Genomic DNA, 19,077 nt, shown 5'->3' with positions numbered 1-19,077 from the left:
GTGAGAGTTATTAAAATTATGATAAACGATAATTTAGAGCAGCAGGCAGCTGCTCTTTTCAAGTCTTGGTTTGTAGATTTTAGCTTGTTTGGGGGTACTGTTCCAGAAAATTGGGAAGATACCACACTGGAAAATATCACGACACTGATAACGCGTGGGATCGCACCTAAATATTCTAATGATTCTGATCAAACAGTTATCAATCAAAAATGTATTCGTAATCACACGATTGATCTTTCGCTTGCTCGATCCCATACACCGAAAGCGATCAATGAAAAATGGCTCCAATTTGGTGATTTATTGATTAATTCTACTGGTGACGGCACTTTGGGGCGAGTTGCACAAGTCTGGTTCACCCCTAAAAGCCTTACTGTGGATTCTCATGTGACTATTGTCCGGCCAGCGCGAGAAGAACTGATTTTCTATATCGGACTTTGGGGAATTTTACACGAGAAGGAGATCGAATCGCTTCACACAGGCAGTACAGGGCAGACAGAATTGCCAAGAGATCGAGTGAAAATGCTGAAATTGCTTCTACCTGACAATATCAGCTTGAGTCGATTTAATTCCATAATCGCCCCGATGGCTTCTACTATTATTTTAAATCAAGAAGAAAATCAAAAACTTGCAAGTCTCAGAGATACGCTTCTGTCAAAGCTCATGTCCGGTGAGATCGATGTTTCTAGCATTCAGCTCTAAGCCGCTAAATTATCGTTTATCATTGAATTAACCGTTATTTTGCCATCAATGCTTTCACAGTAACTTGCTATTTTGTTTTGGATATCTATAGAAGGCAAAAGAATGGGTAGCTTTCTTTGTGCAGTAATTCCTAAATACGCTCTCGTACTACCCGAACCTGCCCAGTTCGACAGCAATTCTTGAAATTCTTTCGAGTCAAAGTATGCCTTTAAATATCTATTCGATATTCCTTTTTTCACACGATAGTATGTAATTTGAGGTGTCAAAACAATTGTATCATATTCATTTCCAACAAGTGCAGTTCTACCAATCGTTGCCTTATGGGTTAACAAAACATCGCCCGGATGTGCAAAACCTTTTTTTAGTTGCCTAGCTTGTGCTTCCGTGATATGTGCACATTTCTTATAATCAATTTTTCCATTTACTAGATCATTAGCCATAATAAATGGTATTCCCTCTAAAACATAATCTGACACTTTAGGGTGCAAGTTTCCATGATTTCCATCCATTGGTGCTTCAAGCATCCCTAGATCTATAAGTTCTTGGACTGTATATGTCTTCCATTCAGATTTCATATCCAATCGCCCCCAGCTTCTCCTTAATTTCTGCTTCCAGCTTATGTGATTGCTTGAACAAATCCGAAAGTTCAGAAGTCAGCCGAGCCATTTTTTCTTCAAACGGTTCGCCATCATCTTCCTGTTCCTCAACACCAACATAACGACCCGGCGTTAAAATATAATCCTGCTCTGCAATTTTCTCAGTATCAACAACTGCGCAGAATCCTTTTACATCTTCCAGTGTGCCATCAACATAAGCATTGTAGGTATCGGCGATCTGTTTAATATCCTCATCAGTCAGTTCGCGCAGTTTGCGGCTTACCATAACGCCCATTTTACGAGCATCAATGAACAGCGTTTTGCCGGGCTGCTTTTTGCGTTTGGAGATGAACCAGAGCGAAACGGGAATCTGGGTCGTATAGAAAAGCTGCGTTGGCATGGCAATAATGCAGTCCACCAAATCAGCATTCACAATGTTCTTGCGAATCTCGCCCTCACCGCCGGACTGGGAGGACAAGGAACCGTTTGCCAGAACCATGCCCATCCGACCACCGGGCGCAAGGTGATAGATCATGTGTTGAAGCCATGCAAAGTTGGCGTTTCCAGCCGGCGGCATACCATACTGCCAGCGTACATCATCTTTGAGCTGCTCTGCACCCCAGTTGGACAGGTTGAACGGCGGATTTGCCATGATGTAATCTGCACGCATCGTGGGATGCTGGTCATCAAGGAAGGTGTCTGCTGCATACTTGCCAAGGTCAGGCTCAATGCCACGGATGGCAAGGTTCATCTGCGCCAGTTTCCACGTTGTAGGGTTAGAATCCTGACCATAAATCGAAATATCATTGATGTTGCCGCTGTGGTTTTCTACAAACTTAGCCGACTGCACAAACATACCGCCGCTGCCACAGCAAGGGTCATACACACGGCCCTTGAACGGTTGCAGCACTTCTACCAGCGTCCGCACAACGCAGGACGGCGTAAAGAACTCGCCGCCACGCTTGCCTTCCTGCTCTGCAAACATCGACAGGCAGTATTCATAAGTGCGTCCCAGAATGTCCTTCTCGCTGCCATGTTCGATCATTTTGATGTTCGTAAACAGGTCAACGACTTCACCCAACCGCCGTTTATCCAGTTCCGGGCGCGCGAAATTTTTCGGTAGGATATCCTTCAGGCGCACGTTTTCTTTTTCGATAGCGCGCATTGCATCATCGATTACCTGACCGATTTCGGGATCATGTGCCTTTGCAGAAACATCGCTCCAACGCGCACCAGCAGGCACAAAGAAGATTCCTTCCGATGTGTACTCGTCACGATCTTCCTCAAAGCCATCACCGTCTGCAACCAGCTGATTATACTTATCTTCAAAACGATCCGAAATATATTTCAAGAAAATAAGACCAAGGACGACACCCTTATACTCTGAAGCATCCATATTGCCCCGAAGTACGCAGGCAGCATTCCAAATCTGCTTTTCAAATCCAATGTCGGCGGTGTTTTTCTCTGACATGGTTCAATACCTCCGTTTTAGCTCAACAAATTCTGCTTTGAGTATAGCACAGATGTGCTGATTTTCCAATTTGTGCGCACAAATTCTTTGTAAGATGGTTCAATTTCCGGCCGATAAGTCCTACTATCACAACTTTATCGCAATAAATTTCACAAAACCATCTTGACGCACCCTGCAAACCATGATATTCTCTGTCACAAATCCCACCGATTTTGTGGATTAGTTTGAAACCATCCACAAGATGTGGTCGTGTTCATTTTGAACACTGCCTCGCCGTGGATCATCCCTGAAAGATTAACCGCCCCGCAACACACCCGATTCATTTTGCCGCCGATTCACCCCGACAAAATCCATCGCTGCGCTGCTTGGGCGGTATTTTTCTTTATGGGAAACGTACCTTGAAAATTTCATAAGCCGACCGGACGTGATACCGACTTTTTGTCAACGCCGCTGCAAAACAGGGGCAGGAACTTCGTTCGGAGCAAACGGTGACCCACATACATGAGCAGCACAACCTCTACTTATTTTACGCCTTAACAATTCGGAAACAATTACCCGGAAACGATTTTGATCTCAGCGGTAGAGGGCAAGAACCGTCCCGTGGCCACAAATTTTCAATTCTTGAAAATTTCCTGTCCATTCGGGACTTCACTTCTTCAATGCATCTGCATTTTCGAAGTGATCTTGTTGGGGCGTGCCTGCCCCAAACCCTGCTCATCATTCGTGCCTTACGGCACGAATGGAACGGCGTGTCGTGCTTACATAACTTCACCGAGGAGTTATCGAACAGACAGGAGGTACAATGACCAAAACGAATGTTCAATCGATCCCTAGCAATTCCCAGCACCACGACACGCCGAACAACAAAACGCACGTCATCAAGTTCCGTGTGACAGCGGAGGAAAAAGCGTCACTGGAACTCACTTGCAAACTCCTGAATCTCTCCCTCTCCACTTTTATCCGCCGCGCCATCCACAACGTCAAGATCGAGAAAACGGTCATCGTTGCAGGCGGCGGAGAAGAAGCCCTGACCGCTATTTCCACCCTGCTTGCTCAGTGCAGCAGGGTGGGCACCAACCTCAACCAGCTTGCAAGGAACTTCAATTCTGGCGGTGCAGACACCGAGCAGATCCGAGCGAAACTCCTTGACGAACTTGCAGACCTGACCGCCTTCCGGCTCCACGCCGAGAAAGTTCTGGGTGAACTGTATGGCAACGCTCAAGCATATCGCCTCTAAAAACTCGGACTACACCGCCATCGAAGCGTACCTCGTTTACCAGCACGACGCGTTCACCGGAAAGCAACTTCTGGATGAGCACGGCAAGCCGAAGCTGCGGGATTCGTACCTGCTTGACATCCTTGAGTGCGGCGAGTTTTCGTTCGCAACGGCCTGTCTGCTGGCAAACCGCAAGTATGGCAAGAACACCCAGCATGGTGATATCAAAAGCCACCAGTATATCATCAGCTTTGACCCACGCGATGCAGCCGACAACGGCTTGACCATGGAAAAAGCACAGGCACTTGGCCTGAAATTCTGCGAAGAAAACTTCCCCGGTCATCCTGCCATCGTCTGTACCCACCCGGATGGGCATAACCATTCGGGAAACATCCATGTCCACATCGTGATCGGCAGTATCCGAACACGAGAAGTGGAACACAAGCCTTATATGCAGAAGCCCCGCGACTGGTGCGAAGGCATGAAGCACTCCAGCACCGCCCAGACCATGCGGCACCTGCGTGTCGAGGTCATGGAGCTGTGCGAAGGTGCCGGACTGTACCAGATCGACCTGCTCAACGGCTCGAAAGAGCGTGTCAGCGAAGCCGAGTATTGGGCGCGCAGACGTGGCCAGTTGAAACTTGACCGTGAGAACGCAGCCCTTACCGCAACCGGACAGCAGCCCAAGCAGAAGAAGTTTGAAACCGTAAAAGATACCCTGCGGAAACAGATTTCTTCGGTACTGTATCGCGCTGTGAGTTTTGAGGAGTTTTCCGATAGGCTCATGCAGCAGTACGGCATTGCCGTCAAGGAAAGCCGTGGACAGCTTAGCTTTCTGCCCGCTGGCAGAACGAAGTTCATCCGAGCGAAACATCTCGGGGACAAGTTCGACAAGGCAGAAGTGCTTGCTGCCCTGACCGCAAACGCAGCGCGCAAACCCAAGGTACAGTCTAAAACGACCAACCTTGCAAAGCTGATTGATATTCAGGCAAAGCTGACCGAGGGCAAGGGCATTGGCTACGAACGTTGGGCAAAGAAGTTCAACCTCAAAGCCATGTCGCAAACTCTGATCCTCTTGCAAGAGAAAGATTTGCTCAACGAGGATGATTTGAACCAGCGCATCGCTGAACTGGAAACCAAGTATCACGACTCACTGGCCGTGGTGAAAGACCTCGAAGGTCGCATGAAAGCCAACAAAGAACTGCGCTATCAGGTCGCAGCCTACACCAGCACCAAGAACATCACACAGCAGTTAAAGACCGCCAAGCGACCCGCAGCCTTTGAGGAGCAGCACCGTGCAGAGCTGACAGCATACCGGGTGGCAGCAGCCTATTTCAAGGCAAACGACATCACCAAGCTGCCCAGCCCGAAAAAACTGGAAGCCGAGTATGAGCAACTGGCATCCGAAAAGGCAAAGTTCTACGAGCAGTACAAGGAAGCCAAAGAAGAACTGCTCAAACTGAAAACCGCAAAGCAGAATGTTGCGTCCTTTTTCCGGGAGGAAGAACAGACGCAGCAGGAGAGATAAAGGAGTGTGCGTATGATCAATCTGAAAATTGACCCGGAGTTCCAGTCCCAGATTCCGCCTCTGACCGATGATGAATTTAAGCAGCTTGAAGAAAATATCCTCAAAGAAGGCAAGTTGCTCTCTCCTTTGATCGTTTGGGGTAACACCCTTGTTGATGGCCATAATCGTTATGAAATCGTTCAGGAACATCCCGAAATCTCTTTCTCCACCATGCCGCTCCCGTTTGAAAGCAGAGAAGAAGTCCTCGCATGGATCTGCAAGAATCAGTTAGGGCGGCGTAATCTGACCCCGGAGCAGAAGAAGTTCCTTATGGGTAAGCAGTATTCCTCTGAAAAGCGCACCGAAGCATTTCGCGGCAATCAGCATACTGCAAAGAAATCTGGCAGTGTTCAATCTGAACACAACCAGAAGCCCATGAAAACCTGTGAGCGCATTGCACAGGAAAATCACAGCAGCGCAAGTTCAGTCCGCCGGGCAGAATACTATGCCCACGGCGTTGACGTTGCGGATGAACTGTCTCCCGGTTTCCGTGATCGGTTCTTCCGCGAGGAACTGCACATTCCCGATTATCTTCTCGAAAATCTCGGCAAGGCCAAGCCCGAAGAGCAGGCTGAAATCTTTAAAGAAATCAAGAATTATGTGCCGAAGCCGAAGAAAGTCAAGCCTAACAAAATAACGGTGAAGCAGGCAGAGAAAGCCGCCAGCAACACCATTGATGAAAACTATGATGTTCCCCAAAAGTTTCTCGAACTGTACTACCGGCTCCACAATGCTGAATCTCTCATGCGAAAGAGTTGGGAAGTTACGTTCGACTTGAACCCGAAACTTCTTACGCATCCGGAACAGGTCAAAGTTCTTCGCTTTGCCTTGAAACCTCATCTTGAATTTTTGAAAACGCTGGACGAAGTTCTTGCAGAATCCAGCGGTGAATCCTCTAAAACGGCATAACGACAGGCACTTGTAAGCCATCAACGAGCCACCAGCCGCAAGTGCAGGGCGGAAAGCATCCGCGCCCTTGCGCCTGATAAAAATTGGAACCTTGATTTTCTCGCCCGGCTTTGCCACGGTGGGACGATCAAAGGAGCGTGCGTTTGAACAAAAAGAAAAAGTCCACAAACACTTCCCCTTACCCCGATGAAGCCATCGAACGTCTAGCACGGGCATTCTACCCGGCCATCCTTGCCTGCTGGAACAGCGAGGAAGGACAGCGGGAGTTTGCCGCATGGCAGACAGAACAGGCTCATCTTGCAGGAAAAGAAAAACAGGAAGTTCCCGTTGGGGAACTTCCTGCTGTACATATCGTTATTGTCTGTGGCTTTTGGCAGGGTGCGTCCGGGCGGGCGCACCCTGTTTTTGTTATATCACATAATGCAATTTAGATTCTATTAAAGACGAAATGATAAACTTCTCATCATATAATATAGATCACAAACGCTTACTCCAAACTCAATCGCCACATCTGGTATTTTAGCATTTTTACTCGGATTTTTGGGTGACAGACCACCATTCTTTTTTTCAAATGTTACTATTGTTAATTTTCTTACTGCCGCAGTTGCAATTAGCCATGGATCTGCAACACTTTCTCTTGACCACTCTGCAAGCGCACTTTGCTTATAGCATGTATTGCTTTGAACTGCACCTAAAACTCTACTATATTTTTCTATGATTTCGGGAGTTCTATGGTCAATGATGTTTATCCCCTGTAATGACTTCATCCAATTTGAAAGTTCATCATGACCCTCTGTTATTTCATTTTTCACCATATCTAAGAAAACAACTGAACCATCTTTAAGTTTTTCTTCTAGCTGTTCCCAAAAGCTAGGTGCGAGGTCAAACGGATAATACATAAGATGCGGTGTCAGCAAAGCATTTGTATCTATTAGAAAAACTTCTTGATTCACTTCGACCCACCCCCCATTTTGTTAACCAAATTTTCAAAGGTAGATCTATTGGTATTAGTAAGTCTAAAAGCGTCCGTGTATAAAGTTTTTCCTTCGTGAACACTTGAGACCAAGCTCTTGAAAAACCGTGTATCAATTCGGCTTGCCGCAGTTCTATAATAGTCTCCGCCACCGCCTTGCTCTTTTTCCTTTTTTCGTTTTTCATTGTAACGATTAACCGCAATTTGTGACAGCTTCCTATATACAGAATAATCAATATATCCGTTATCTAATGCTTTCCTTGCTATAACTGTCGTCCCACAGCTAAAATACTTTGTAAGCACATCAATCGTTTTAATTGGATCATCAAATTTATCGATTTCTTTCCACTTTTTCTCAAACATGACCTGTGGAACTAAAATTTCCGCAGCCACTGCATTAGATACACTTTCCGCCTTACTAACCCTTGTTCCAGAGCTATATCTGTCATTGTATAAACTATTATTTCCTATACATATATGAGCAAATTCGTGTAGCAAAGAAAATAGTTTCCCGTTAACCGAATCGTTTGAATTGATAAAAATTAATGGTACAAGATCATCTACCATCGCAAAAGCACGAAATTCATTTATGTCGAGCGGTCGATGCGTATTATTTCCAACAATACCACTCATCATAACAATAACGCCTGCTTGACTAATTTTATCTCTCAGTGTTTTAAAAGACTCTACAGCTGATTTGCTGTTTTCATACCATTTAATTTCTAACTCTAAAACTGTTCGGACATATTCGGCAAAATCTTCAGTATCCACATTGTTTTTTTGGCTTCCAATAAATTCTGGAGCCTGCTGTTCTTCCTCTATAGCATGATTTCTAGCCCAATCCTGAACTTGTTCCATATCATGCATAACATCAATAATATTTCTGCTCGGATTCATTGCCGATGTGCTATCTATGGTTCTGTACTCTAATAACGGAAATTCTTCTTTGGGAGGTTCTTGGAGGAAAAAATACCCAAATGGGATTCCAGATGCTTTACTAACTTTTTCGATCTGATTAAAAGTGGGCACTTTTTCACCACTTTTCCATATTGTTAAATACTTTACAACATCCCGCGGAACATTTTCTTGTTGAATATGTGCCATAACCCAGTCTAGCACATCTGGAGACAACTTCACGTTAATCTGCATTATGACACCTCCTTTTAGTATTATAGCACAGATTATTTGCGATTAATAGTTCATTATCCTTAATTTTCATCTTTCACGGACACCTGCGTTAAATTTTCCGAAGAAAACAAATAATCCGAACCCATCTCCTATCGGAAACAAGTTCGGATTATTTTTGTTTGGTCCGAGTGGCGAGAATCGAACTCACGGCCTCTTGAACCCCATTCAAGCGCGCTACCAAAACTGCGCTACACCCGGATATCGTCCTCTGCCTCCCTACCGAAGCATTGGCGACAAAAAATATTATACGCATCTTTCCGGGTTTTGTCAACACTTTTCTGCATCTTTTTCTGATTTTTTCAAGAAAAGTATGATTTTCATCGTATGAGCGCCGCTTTACTTTTTTGCTTTTACGCCAGTTTCCGCTTCTGCGGCCCGCAGCTGCCTGTCCTTTTCCAGCAGAGGCTTGAGGTACTGGCCGGTAAAGCTGCCGGGCACCTCGGCCACCTGCTCGGGCGTACCCTCGGCAATCACCAAGCCGCCGGCGCTGCCGCCTTCAGGGCCAAGGTCAATGATGTGGTCCGCACACTTGATGAGATCCAGGTTGTGCTCAATGACAATGACTGTGTTGCCCGCATCCACCAGCTTCTGCAGCACCTCGATCAGGCGATGCACGTCCGCGATGTGCAGGCCGGTGGTGGGCTCATCGAGGATATACACCGTCTTACCGGTGCCGCGGCGGGCCAGCTCATTGGCCAGCTTGACCCGCTGAGCTTCGCCGCCGGACAGGGTGGTGGCACTCTGGCCAAGGGTCACATAGCCAAGACCCACATCCAGAAGGGTCTGCAGCTTGCGGGCGATCTTGGGCTGGTTGGCAAAGAACACCACAGCCTCCTCCACGGTCATATTCAGCACGTCGGAGATGGTCTTTTCCTTATACTTTACCTCCAGCGTCTCGCGGTTGTAGCGCGCGCCCTTGCACACCTCGCAGGGCACATATACATCCGGCAGAAAGTGCATCTCGATCTGCAAGATACCATTGCCTTCGCAGGCCTCACAGCGGCCGCCCTTGACATTGAAGCTGAACCTTCCCGGGCCATAGCCGCGCATCTTTGCATCCTGGGTCTCGGCAAAGACGGCGCGAATATCGTTGAACACGCCGGTATAGGTGGCCGGGTTGGAGCGGGGCGTGCGGCCGATGGGCTGCTGGTCGATGCCAATGACCTTATCCACAAACTCCAGACCCTCCACCCCGTCGCACTTGCCCGCACGGCTGCGGGCACCGTTCAGCTCACAGGCCAGCGTCTTGTACAGGATCTCATTGATCAGGCTGGACTTGCCGGAACCGGAAATGCCGGTCACACAGACGAACTCCCCCAGCGGGAACCGGACATCAATGTTGCGCAGGTTGTTCTCCCGGGCACCCTTCACGGTCAGGAAGTTTCCATTGCCTGTGCGGCGGGTCTGGGGCACGGCAATGCGCTTGCGGCCGGAAAGATAATCGCCGGTGATGCTCCGCTTGGCCTTACAGATATCCTTCACGGAACCCGCCGCCACGATCTCGCCGCCGTGAACGCCCGCGCCGGGGCCCACATCCACGATATAGTCCGCGCTGCGCATGGTATCCTCGTCGTGCTCGACCACGATGACGGTATTACCGAGGTCCCGCAGGTTCTTCAGGGTCGCAATGAGCTTGTCGTTATCGCGCTGGTGCAGGCCGATGCTGGGCTCGTCCAGCACATAGAGCACGCCGGACAGCGCACTGCCGATCTGGGTGGTCAGGCGGATGCGCTGGCTTTCGCCGCCGGACAGGGTACCAGCCGCACGGGCCAGGGTCAGGTAATCCAGACCCACGCTCTGCAAAAACTGCAGGCGGTTCCGGATCTCCTTCATGATCTGACCGCCGATCTGCCTCTGCTTCTCGGTCAGGTTCGGCTCATTTTCGGCAATGAATTTCAGCTCATCCCGGATGGACATTTCGCAGAACTCGCTGATGTTCTTATCCCCAACGGTCACTGCCAGCACCACCGGCTTCAGGCGCTTGCCGTGGCAGTCCGGGCACTCCACGCCGGACATGAAGCTGCCGATCTCTTCCTTCATCCACTCGCTGTTGGTCTCCCGGAAGCGGCGCTCCAGGTTCTCCACGATGCCCTCAAACGTATTATAGTAGACACCGCTGCCGAACTCGTTGGTTCGGTGCATCTCGATCTTTTCGCCGTTGGTGCCGTAGAGCAGGGCGTTCACTGCCTCGGTGCTCATATCCTTGATGGGCGTGTCCAGCGTAAAGCCGTATTTTTTACCCAGACCAAGGTAGTACATTTCGCTGACAGAGCCCTCGGCGTAGTACCAACCGCTGGCCTTGATGGCCCCCTGCCGGATGGACAGGTTCTTATTGGGCAGGATGCGCTCCTCGTCTACCCGCATAAACGTACCAAGGCCCGTGCACTTCTCACAGGCACCCTGGGGGTTGTTGAAGGAGAAGAGCCGGGGCGACAGGTCCCCGATGGAGATGCCGTGCTCCGGGCAGGCAAAGTTCTGGCTGAAGGTCATGCACTCCCCACCGATGACATCGATCTCAGCGATGCCGCCGGTCAGGGCCAGCGCAGTTTCCAGCGAATCTGCCAGACGGCCCCGGATGCCCTTGCGCATGGCAAGGCGATCCACCACGATCTCCACTGTGTGCTTGATGTTCTTTTCCAGCGTGATCTCTTCGTCCAGATCATACAGATTGCCGTCGATCCTCACACGGGAGTAGCCGCCCCGCCGGGCGGCATCCAGCTCCTTCTGCTGTGTGCCCTTGCGCTGGCGTACCACGGGAGCCAGCACCTGGAATTTGGTGCCGTCCTCCAGCTTGAGCACGGCATCCACCATCTCATCCACGGTCTGCTGGCTGATGACACGGCCGCACACCGGGCAGTGGGGCACGCCCACCCGGGCATACAACAGGCGCAGGTAATCATAGATTTCGGTCACGGTGCCCACGGTAGAGCGGGGGTTGTGGCTGGTGGTCTTCTGGTCAATGGAAATGGCCGGCGACAGGCCGGTGATCTCATCCACATCGGGCTTGTCCATCCGGCCCAGGAACATCCGGGCGTAGCTGGAAAGGCTCTCCACATAGCGACGCTGGCCATCGGCATAAATGGTATCGAAGGCAAGGCTCGACTTGCCGGAACCGGACAGGCCGGTCATAACAATGAATTTTTCGCGCGGGAGGGTCAGATCAATATTCTTCAGGTTGTGCTCCCGTGCGCCTTTGATGACGATCTTATCGTTTGCCAAGGTACTTTCTCCCTCTTCTCTGTGTCTGTGCATGGTTCTGCCTGCGCTCGGTCTCGGCATCCGAGTCCACGGTGGGGTTCTCGCCCCGGCGCAGGCGGTCGATCTGGTCACGCAGGAAGGCCGCATGCTCAAATTCCAGCAGCTTGGCGGCCTCCTTCATCTCCCGGGTCAGGCGCTCAATGGCAGCTTCCCGCTCCAGTTTGCCCATGCGGCGGGTATTCCGCTTTGCGTTCTCCGCCTTATCGCTGATCTCAATGCTGTCCGCAATGGCCTTGACGATGGTCTTAGGTACGATGCCGTGCTCTTCATTGTAGGCCATCTGGATGGCACGGCGGCGCTCGGTCTCGGTGATGGCGCGTTCCATGCTGTCCGTCACCTCATCGGCGTACATAATGACCAGACCCTCGGCGTTGCGGGCCGCGCGGCCAATGGTCTGGATGAGGCTGGTCTCACTGCGCAGGAAGCCTTCCTTGTCGGCATCCAGGATCGCCACAAGGCTGACCTCGGGCAGATCCAGGCCCTCACGCAGGAGATTGATGCCCACCACCACATCGATGGAGCCCAGGCGCAGATCTTTGATGATCTCCATCCGTTCAAAGGTGTCCACCTCGTGGTGCATATATTTGACCTTGATGCCCTGCTCGGTCAAAAAGTCGGTCAGGTCCTCGGCCATCTTCTTGGTCAGGGTGGTCACAAGAACACGCTCGTTCTTCGCCGTGCGGGCGTTGATCTCGCCCAACAGGTCGGTCACCTGCCCCTCCACAGGCCGCACCGAGATCAGCGGGTCCAGCAGGCCGGTGGGCCGGATGACCTGCTGCGCGATCCGGGTGCTGTTCCGGCGCTCGTACTCGCCCGGCGTGGCCGAGACGAACACCATCTGGTTCAGTTTGCTTTCCACCTCCTCAAACTTGAGGGGGCGGTTGTCAAAGGCTGACGGCAGACGGAAGCCGTATTCCACCAGCGTCTTTTTGCGGGCGTAGTCGCCGCCGTACATAGCGCGCACCTGCGGCAGGGTCACATGGCTCTCATCCACAAAAAGCAGAAAATCCTCCGGGAAATAATCCAGCAGAGTGGTGGGCATACTGCCCGGTGCGCGGCCCGACAGCACCGCCGAGTAGTTCTCGATGCCCTTGCAGATCCCCACTTCGGTCAGCATCTCGATGTCGTAGTTCGTTCGCTGCTGGATGCGCTGGGCTTCAATGAGCTTGCCCTCGGCGGTGAACTTTTTCACCTGCTCGTCGCACTCGGCGCGGATCTTTTCAATGGCCGCTGCCTTTTTATCGGCACTGACGATGTAGTGGCTGGCCGGGAAGATGGCCACATGCTTCACCACGTTCTGCCGGGTGCCGGTAACGGGGTTGAACTCCGTGATGCGGTCGATCTCATCCCCGAAGAACTCCACCCGGATGGCAAGGTCGCTCATGTAGGCCAGATAGATATCCACCGTGTCGCCATGAACGCGGAACTTATTGCGGATAAAATTGATGTCGTTCCGCTCATATTGCAGGGTGACCAGCTTTTTGCACAGGTCATCCCGCTCCATCTGCATCCCGGGCCGCAGGCTGATGACCATGCTGCGGTAATCGATGGGATCGCCCAGAGAGTAGATGCAGGACACCGATGCCACAATGATGACATCCCGCCGCTCCGAAAGCGCCGCCGTGGCCGAATGACGCAGGCGGTCGATCTCATCGTTGATGGCGCTGTCCTTTTCAATGTAGGTATCTGTGCTGGGGATGTAGGCTTCGGGCTGGTAATAATCGTAGTAGGAAACAAAATACTCCACCGCATTGTCCGGGAAGAACGAGCGGAACTCGGTGCAGAGCTGGGCCGCCAGCGTCTTATTATGGGCCAGCACCAGCGTGGGACGGTTGCACCGGGCGATCACGTTGGCCATGGTAAAGGTCTTGCCGCTGCCGGTCACACCCAGCAGGGTCTGGCAGCGGTCGCCCCGCTCAACGCCCTCTACCAGCTGCTCAATGGCCTGGGGCTGGTCACCCGTGGGGGCATAGTTGGAGACGAGATGGAACTGTTCATCGGCCATGTCTCGTTTCTCCTTTCTGTTCTCAGATAGAACTACAAATAGTTGTGCTTTTCATGTTGATTATAACACAATTATTTTATAATATCAATACGGCCTGAGCATCTCCCCGGTCTGGAAATCGTAGAACGGCAGGCGGTTGGCCTCCCGCATGGAGAAATATTCGCTCTCGGTCAGAATGATATGATCCCGCAGATGCACCTTGACCAGCCCCAGTGCCCGGACGATGTTCTCGGTGGCCATCAGATCCTCCCGCGAGGGCAGGGCCACGCCGTTGGGGTGGTTATGGCAGAGCACCACACTGTCGGTACCGCCCTTGAGGGCTGCCGCCACCACATCCTTGATCTCCAGACTCACCCGGTCGCTGGTGCCGTCCCGCAGCCAGAACAGCCCCTTGATGCGGCTGCGGCCATCCAGCGCAGCCAGCAGGGCGCGTTCCTGCACAGTCCCGGCAAACTGTGCCATCAGGTATTCGACCAGCTGGTCGGTGGTCTTCATGCACTTTTTGCCGTTTACCGCACACTGGGTATAGTATCTGCCGACCTGCGGCAAAAGATGCAGCATCCGGGCGGTAGAGGGGCCTACCCCCTCCACCGTCAGCAGATCCTCCTCGGAGGCATCCAGCACCCCGGCAAAGTCTCCGAACCGGTCTATGAGGACATGGGCAAGGCCGTTGGTGTCCTTGCGGGTGTTGGTGATATAAAGGACATATTCCAGCGCTTCGTGGGGTTCCAGACTTTCCAGTCCGTACTGCTCCACCCGGGCGCGCATCCGCTGGCGGTGCCCCGTATGCTGGCTGCTTTCCTTCGCCATGGTCGTTCTCCTTTTGCGTTATTACTCTAATAGTACCGTTTTTTCAGCAAAACACAAGGGGGCACAGGAAATATTCTGCGTTGACTTCAAAGAAAGGGTGGTTTATTATAGAGAAAACCTCTCAGGCGCTTTGCGCCAGCTCCCCTGATAGGGGAGCCAAGAAACGTGTCTTTCCTCTCCTATCAGGAGTGGTGGCATTGCGAAGCAAAGACGGAGAGGGCTTGTCTTTCATCCAACAAAAGGAACGATTTTATGAAACAATTCACTGCCACCGCAAACGACGAGGGCGTGCGGCTTTCCCGCTTTGTCCAGAGCGTGACGCGCGATCTCCCCACCAGCCTGCTGTACAAGAGCTTCCGCAACAAGCGGGTCAAGGTCAACGGCAAAAAGGGCGCACCCGAGGATCGGCTCAAGACGGGCGACCTCATTGAGCTGTACATCAACGATGAATTCTTCCCGCCCGAGGGTGCAAAGCCTGCAGCCCGTAAGCCTGCCCCCAAAAAGCAGCAGAACCAGCCCAAGGTGACCGTCATCTATGAGGACGAGAACATTGCCGTGCTGTACAAGCCCACCCATCTGCTCTGCCACAGCGACCGCACCGGCGATGCCAACCTTGTGGACGCATTCACCCAGTATCTGGCCCAGAAGGGCGAGTACGATGCGGGCGGTGAGAACCGCTTCAAGCCCGGCATCTGCAACCGGCTGGACCGCGGCACCGAGGGCCTTGTCATCGCTGCCAAGAGCTACGCCGCCCTGCGGGACATGAACGAGATCATCCGCACCGACCTGCTCAAAAAGGAATACTACACCATCACCGTGGGCATCCCCCAGAGCGGGCGATTCACGGCCTGGTGGGAGCACGACGAAAAGAACAACAAGGTCAGCATCCATGCCCACCAATCTCAGGATGAGCGCCGCAAGCAGATCATCACCGATGTGGACGTGCTGCGCACTGCCGGGCCTTTTGCCCTGTGCAAGATCGGCCTGGTCACGGGCCGCACCCACCAGATCCGCGCGCATCTGGCCTACCTGGGCAAGCCGGTGCTGGGAGATATCAAATACGGCAACCGCAAGATGAACGAGCGCACCGGCACCCGGACGCAGGCTCTCTGCGCCGTCCGCATCAGCTTCCTGGATATCCCGGAGGAGAACACCTTGCACTACCTCACCGGCAAGGTCATCAAGCTGAAAGACCCCCAGATCGTCAAACAGTTCGACGCGCTGGATAAGAATAAAGAAGGAGCAACATCATGGCAGACCTGAACGCCTATTTCAAAAGCATCATCGACCAGGACCGCGAGGCCGTGGTTATCTGCGACCTGGATCACACCATCCTCTATATGAACCCTGCCGCCGTGGTGGATTACAAAAAATACGGCGGAGCCGCCCTGCTGGGCAAAAGCCTGCTGAACTGCCACAACCCCCATTCGGTGGAAGCCATCCGCAAGGTGGTCGAGTGGTTCGCGGCGGATGCCAGCCACAACATCGTCTATACCTATCACAACGCAAAGCACGACCGCGATGTCTACATGGTAGCCCTGCGGAATGCAAGCGGCACCCTGATCGGCTACTACGAGAAGCATGATTCCCGAAAAGCTGAAACTATGAAGCAGTACGATTTGTTCTGACAAAGAAAGGCGAACTCCACACAAAAAAGACTTTGCCGCCTACCCCTGTGCGAAGATGCTACTCTGCTATACCTCCCGCATAAACAAAACGAACGCCTGCCGGGCTTTTCTCACTCGGCAGGCGTTCGTTCGTTTTTATGGGAGTCGATTCGTTACTTTGCCAGCAGCTCGTCAGCCAGCACATCCATCTGTGCCTCAGCGGCGGCATTGGCGGCAGAGCGGATGGTCACAACGGCATCACAGACGGTGATGTTCTTCATGCCGTCCAGCTCGGCACGCATCAGCTTTGCAGCCATGGGGGCCCAGGTGCCGTTCTCCATCAGGCCAACGGTGCGGCCCTGGAAGTTCTTAGTCTTGAGGTGGGTCAGCAGATTCTCCATCGGCGGGAAGAGGAAGCCATCGTAGGTGGCGCAGGCCAGCACGATCCGGCCGCAGCGGAAGGCCTCAGTGACGGCATAGGAGACATCGGTGCGGGTCAGATCCATCTCCACCACCTTGGCACCCTTGGCGCGCAGCTTCTCAGCCATGGTGTGGGCGGCGGCTCTGGTGTGGCCGTGGATGGAAGCGCTGGCCACCAGGATCTTCTCCGGCTCCTCAGCCTTGTAGCTGGACCACAGGTCATAGTAGTTCAGGTACTTGCTCAGATCGCCGGTCAGCACGGGGCCGTGCAGGGGGCAGATGGTGGCGATATCCAGCGCGGCGGCCTTTTTCAGCAGAGCCTGCACCTGCGGACCGTACTTGCCCACGATGTTCAGGTAGTAGCGGCGGGCCTCGCTGGCCCAGTCGGCGTTTTCGTCAAACCTGGCCACTGCACCAAACCGGCCAAAGCCGTCTGCAGAGAAGAGCACCTTTTCACTGCTCTCATAGCTCACCATGACCTCAGGCCAGTGCACCATGGGGGCAAGCACAAAGGTCAGGGTGTGGGTGCCCAGGCTCAGGCTCTCGCCGTCCTTCACCACCACGCGGCGCTCCTTGGCAACGGCATCCGCCCCAAAGAACTGATCCATATACAGGAAAGTCTTGGCGTTGCCCACCACCTGCATTTCCGGGTAGAGGGCGGCCAGTCTGGCGATATTGGCACCGTGGTCAGGCTCCATGTGGCTGACCACCAGGTAATCCGGCTTGCGTCCGGCCAGTGCCTCGGTCAGGTTGGCAAGCCAGGGCTCCGTGGCACGGTTGTCCACCGTATCCAGAATGGCGGTCTTTTCGTCCAGAATGACATAGGAATTGTAGCTCACGCCGGTGGGCACCGGGTACTGGCTCTCGAACAGGTCAATGGTGGTATCGTCCACACCCACGCCCAGAATGGCTTCGCTGATCTTTTTCACGCTCATAGCAGACATCCTCTCTATCCATATTGCTGTGCCGGAAAAGCGGCAGTATAATACTAAGAACGGTTCCTAGTATAGCACATTGTTAAGAATTATTCAAGCTCCTCCGGCAGTCTTGCTGCCACCGGCCGGCCGGGCTCGGTGTCCAGCTCCAGCAGGGCTGCCGCACTGGCATCATCCAGGCTCTGGACACTGCGGAGCTTGCGGCTGATGGCCCGGCTGCGGACACCAATGAGGTTGTCCAGCTCTTCATCGGTCTGGCGCAGGCGCTGCTGCATCTTGGAGAGTCCCTGCCCGAACTTGTCGAACTCCGTCTTAACGGCACCCAGCAGCTGCCAGACCTCGCCGGAGCGCTTCTGGATGGCAAGGGTCTTGAAGCCCATCTGCAGGCTGTTGAGCAGGGCTGCCATGGTGCTGGGGCCTGCAATGTTCACCTGATAATCCCGCTGCAGCACCTCCAGCAGACCGGCGTTCACCACCTCGGCGTACAGCCCCTCAAAAGGCAGGAAGAGGATGCCAAAGGTCGTGGTGTAGGGCGGCTCCACATACTTTTCCCGGATATCCTTTGCCTCGCTCCGCAGCACCAGCTCCAGCGCATGGCGGGCATTCTCCACCGCCTGCGCATCGCCGGAGGCCTGGGCATCCTGCAAGTGTGCGTAGGTATCGCCGGGGAATTTGGAGTCGATGGGCAGCCAGACCGTGCCGCCGTCCGTGCCCGGCATCTTGATGGCATATTCCACCCGCTGGGTGCTGCCCGGGATGGTGGCCACATTGGTCTCGTACTGCTCCGGAGCCAGGATCTCTTCCAGAATGGCCCCCAGCTGGATCTCACCCAGAATGCCGCGGGTCTTAACGCCCGAGAGCACCTGCTTCAGCCCGCCCACATCGGCGGCAAGGTTCTGCATCTCGCCCAGCCCCTTGTACACCTGTTCCAGCTGGTCGTTCACAGCCTTGAAGCTCTCGGTCACCCGCTTCTGCAGGGCATCCTGCAGTTGCTCATCCACGGTGTGGCGGATCTCATCCAGCTTTTTGGCGTTCTCGGCCTGCAGGGCGGTCATGTTTTCCGCAAGGGTCTTGCGCAGCTCTTCCAGCTTCTGGGTGTTGGCGGCCTCCAGACTCTGGAGCCGCTGGGTCAGGATCTGCTGCTGGCCGCTCTGGCCCTGTGCCAGCGTGGTGCTCATGCTCTGCACTGAGGTCTGCAGCGTCTCACTGACGCTGCGGATGGCGGTGTAATTCTGCTCCGCCATTGCCGCCTGTCTGGCCGCAAAGTCTTTTGCCTGTGCATCGAGCTGCTGCTGCATCCAGCGCTTGAGCTCCTCGTAGTCTCCCCCGTTCCGGGGCTTGTTCAGTTTCCAGAGCACCACCGCCAGCAGCAGGCAGATGGTGACCAGCAGCAGGGTGTACAATCCAGCTAAAAATTCCATTG

16 protein-coding genes and 1 tRNA gene are annotated in these 19,077 nt (G+C 53.0%); 7 read left to right on the top strand and 10 right to left on the bottom strand.

Annotation, left to right across the window (positions count from 1 at the left end):
* The first annotated feature begins 18 nt into the window (after positions 1-18).
* A complete protein-coding gene (locus D3F01_RS04795; RefSeq protein WP_242886282.1) occupies positions 19-699 on the top strand; it encodes a hypothetical protein in 681 nt (226 codons plus the stop codon).
* On the opposite strand, the gene D3F01_RS04790 is transcribed toward D3F01_RS04795, so the two are convergent.
* Positions 696-1,274: a restriction endonuclease subunit S gene (locus tag D3F01_RS04790; protein WP_242886280.1), complete on the bottom strand. Its 579-nt coding sequence runs from the start codon at positions 1,272-1,274 to the stop codon at positions 696-698. The two genes, D3F01_RS04795 and D3F01_RS04790, sit on opposite strands and share 4 nt — an antisense overlap.
* Positions 1,264-2,766: a class I SAM-dependent DNA methyltransferase gene (locus D3F01_RS04785; RefSeq protein ID WP_242886278.1), complete on the bottom strand. Its 1,503-nt coding sequence runs from the start codon at positions 2,764-2,766 to the stop codon at positions 1,264-1,266. The genes D3F01_RS04790 and D3F01_RS04785 overlap by 11 nt, the downstream gene beginning before the upstream one ends.
* An 802-nt stretch (positions 2,767-3,568) precedes the next feature.
* On the opposite strand from D3F01_RS04785, the gene mobC reads away from it, so the two are divergent.
* The 4 genes from mobC to D3F01_RS04765 all read left to right on the top strand — a co-directional run bounded on the left by mobC (position 3,569) and on the right by D3F01_RS04765 (position 6,889).
* Positions 3,569-4,003, top strand: coding sequence for a plasmid mobilization relaxosome protein MobC (mobC, locus tag D3F01_RS04780; RefSeq protein WP_242886276.1), 435 nt, complete (start codon positions 3,569-3,571; stop codon positions 4,001-4,003).
* A complete protein-coding gene (locus D3F01_RS04775) occupies positions 3,975-5,510 on the top strand; it encodes a relaxase/mobilization nuclease domain-containing protein (protein ID WP_242886274.1) in 1,536 nt (511 codons plus the stop codon). Before mobC ends, D3F01_RS04775 begins: the two co-directional genes overlap by 29 nt.
* 12 nt (positions 5,511-5,522) lie before the next feature.
* Positions 5,523-6,458: a hypothetical protein gene (locus D3F01_RS04770; RefSeq protein WP_242886265.1), complete on the top strand. Its 936-nt coding sequence runs from the start codon at positions 5,523-5,525 to the stop codon at positions 6,456-6,458.
* Between the two features lie 137 nt (positions 6,459-6,595).
* Positions 6,596-6,889: a transposase gene (locus tag D3F01_RS04765; protein WP_223454733.1), complete on the top strand. Its 294-nt coding sequence runs from the start codon at positions 6,596-6,598 to the stop codon at positions 6,887-6,889.
* 6 nt (positions 6,890-6,895) lie between these two features.
* Here the strand turns inward: D3F01_RS04765 and D3F01_RS04760 are convergent, their stop codons facing one another.
* The 6 genes from D3F01_RS04760 to D3F01_RS04735 all read right to left on the bottom strand — a co-directional run bounded on the left by D3F01_RS04760 (position 6,896) and on the right by D3F01_RS04735 (position 14,692).
* Positions 6,896-7,411 (bottom strand): DUF4411 family protein, encoded by a 516-nt coding sequence (locus D3F01_RS04760; RefSeq protein WP_242886263.1) that lies wholly within the window; start codon positions 7,409-7,411, stop codon positions 6,896-6,898.
* Positions 7,408-8,580, bottom strand: coding sequence for an ImmA/IrrE family metallo-endopeptidase (locus D3F01_RS04755; protein ID WP_242886261.1), 1,173 nt, complete (start codon positions 8,578-8,580; stop codon positions 7,408-7,410). Before D3F01_RS04755 ends, D3F01_RS04760 begins: the two co-directional genes overlap by 4 nt.
* Positions 8,581-8,739: 159 nt before the next feature.
* Positions 8,740-8,817: transfer RNA gene (locus D3F01_RS04750), tRNA-Pro, on the bottom strand.
* 138 nt (positions 8,818-8,955) lie between these two features.
* Complete coding sequence (gene uvrA / locus D3F01_RS04745; protein ID WP_242886259.1) at positions 8,956-11,838, bottom strand: excinuclease ABC subunit UvrA; 2,883 nt, start codon at positions 11,836-11,838, stop codon at positions 8,956-8,958.
* Positions 11,825-13,882 carry an excinuclease ABC subunit UvrB gene (uvrB, locus tag D3F01_RS04740; protein WP_005930935.1) on the bottom strand — a complete coding sequence of 686 codons (2,058 nt, stop codon included), beginning with the start codon at positions 13,880-13,882 and terminating at the stop codon, positions 11,825-11,827. The genes uvrA and uvrB overlap by 14 nt, the downstream gene beginning before the upstream one ends.
* An 84-nt stretch (positions 13,883-13,966) precedes the next feature.
* Entirely contained in the window at positions 13,967-14,692 is a 726-nt protein-coding gene (locus tag D3F01_RS04735) for a JAB domain-containing protein (RefSeq protein WP_242886257.1), read from the bottom strand.
* Between the two features lie 252 nt (positions 14,693-14,944).
* Between D3F01_RS04735 and D3F01_RS04730 the strand changes: the two genes are divergently transcribed.
* Together D3F01_RS04730 and D3F01_RS04725 are read left to right on the top strand one after the other, a co-directional pair.
* The gene (locus tag D3F01_RS04730) at positions 14,945-15,955 is read left to right on the top strand and encodes an RluA family pseudouridine synthase (protein ID WP_242886255.1); all 1,011 of its coding nucleotides are present in this window, start codon (positions 14,945-14,947) and stop codon (positions 15,953-15,955) included.
* Positions 15,943-16,320: a PAS domain-containing protein gene (locus tag D3F01_RS04725; protein ID WP_242886247.1), complete on the top strand. Its 378-nt coding sequence runs from the start codon at positions 15,943-15,945 to the stop codon at positions 16,318-16,320. The genes D3F01_RS04730 and D3F01_RS04725 overlap by 13 nt, the downstream gene beginning before the upstream one ends.
* A 152-nt stretch (positions 16,321-16,472) precedes the next feature.
* On the opposite strand, the gene D3F01_RS04720 is transcribed toward D3F01_RS04725, so the two are convergent.
* Together D3F01_RS04720 and rmuC are read right to left on the bottom strand one after the other, a co-directional pair.
* Entirely contained in the window at positions 16,473-17,654 is a 1,182-nt protein-coding gene (locus D3F01_RS04720) for an MBL fold metallo-hydrolase (protein WP_215666103.1), read from the bottom strand.
* 89 nt (positions 17,655-17,743) lie between these two features.
* Positions 17,744-19,075, bottom strand: coding sequence for a DNA recombination protein RmuC (gene rmuC / locus D3F01_RS04715; RefSeq protein WP_227611906.1), 1,332 nt, complete (start codon positions 19,073-19,075; stop codon positions 17,744-17,746).
* Positions 19,076-19,077 lie beyond the last annotated feature (2 nt).

It is taken from the genome of Faecalibacterium sp. BCRC 81149, assembly GCF_022750605.1.
Classification (GTDB): Bacteria; Bacillota; Clostridia; order Oscillospirales; family Ruminococcaceae; genus Faecalibacterium; species Faecalibacterium duncaniae.
Note: the sequence above shows the minus strand (reverse complement) of the source record. Positions and strands in the feature narration are given on the sequence as shown.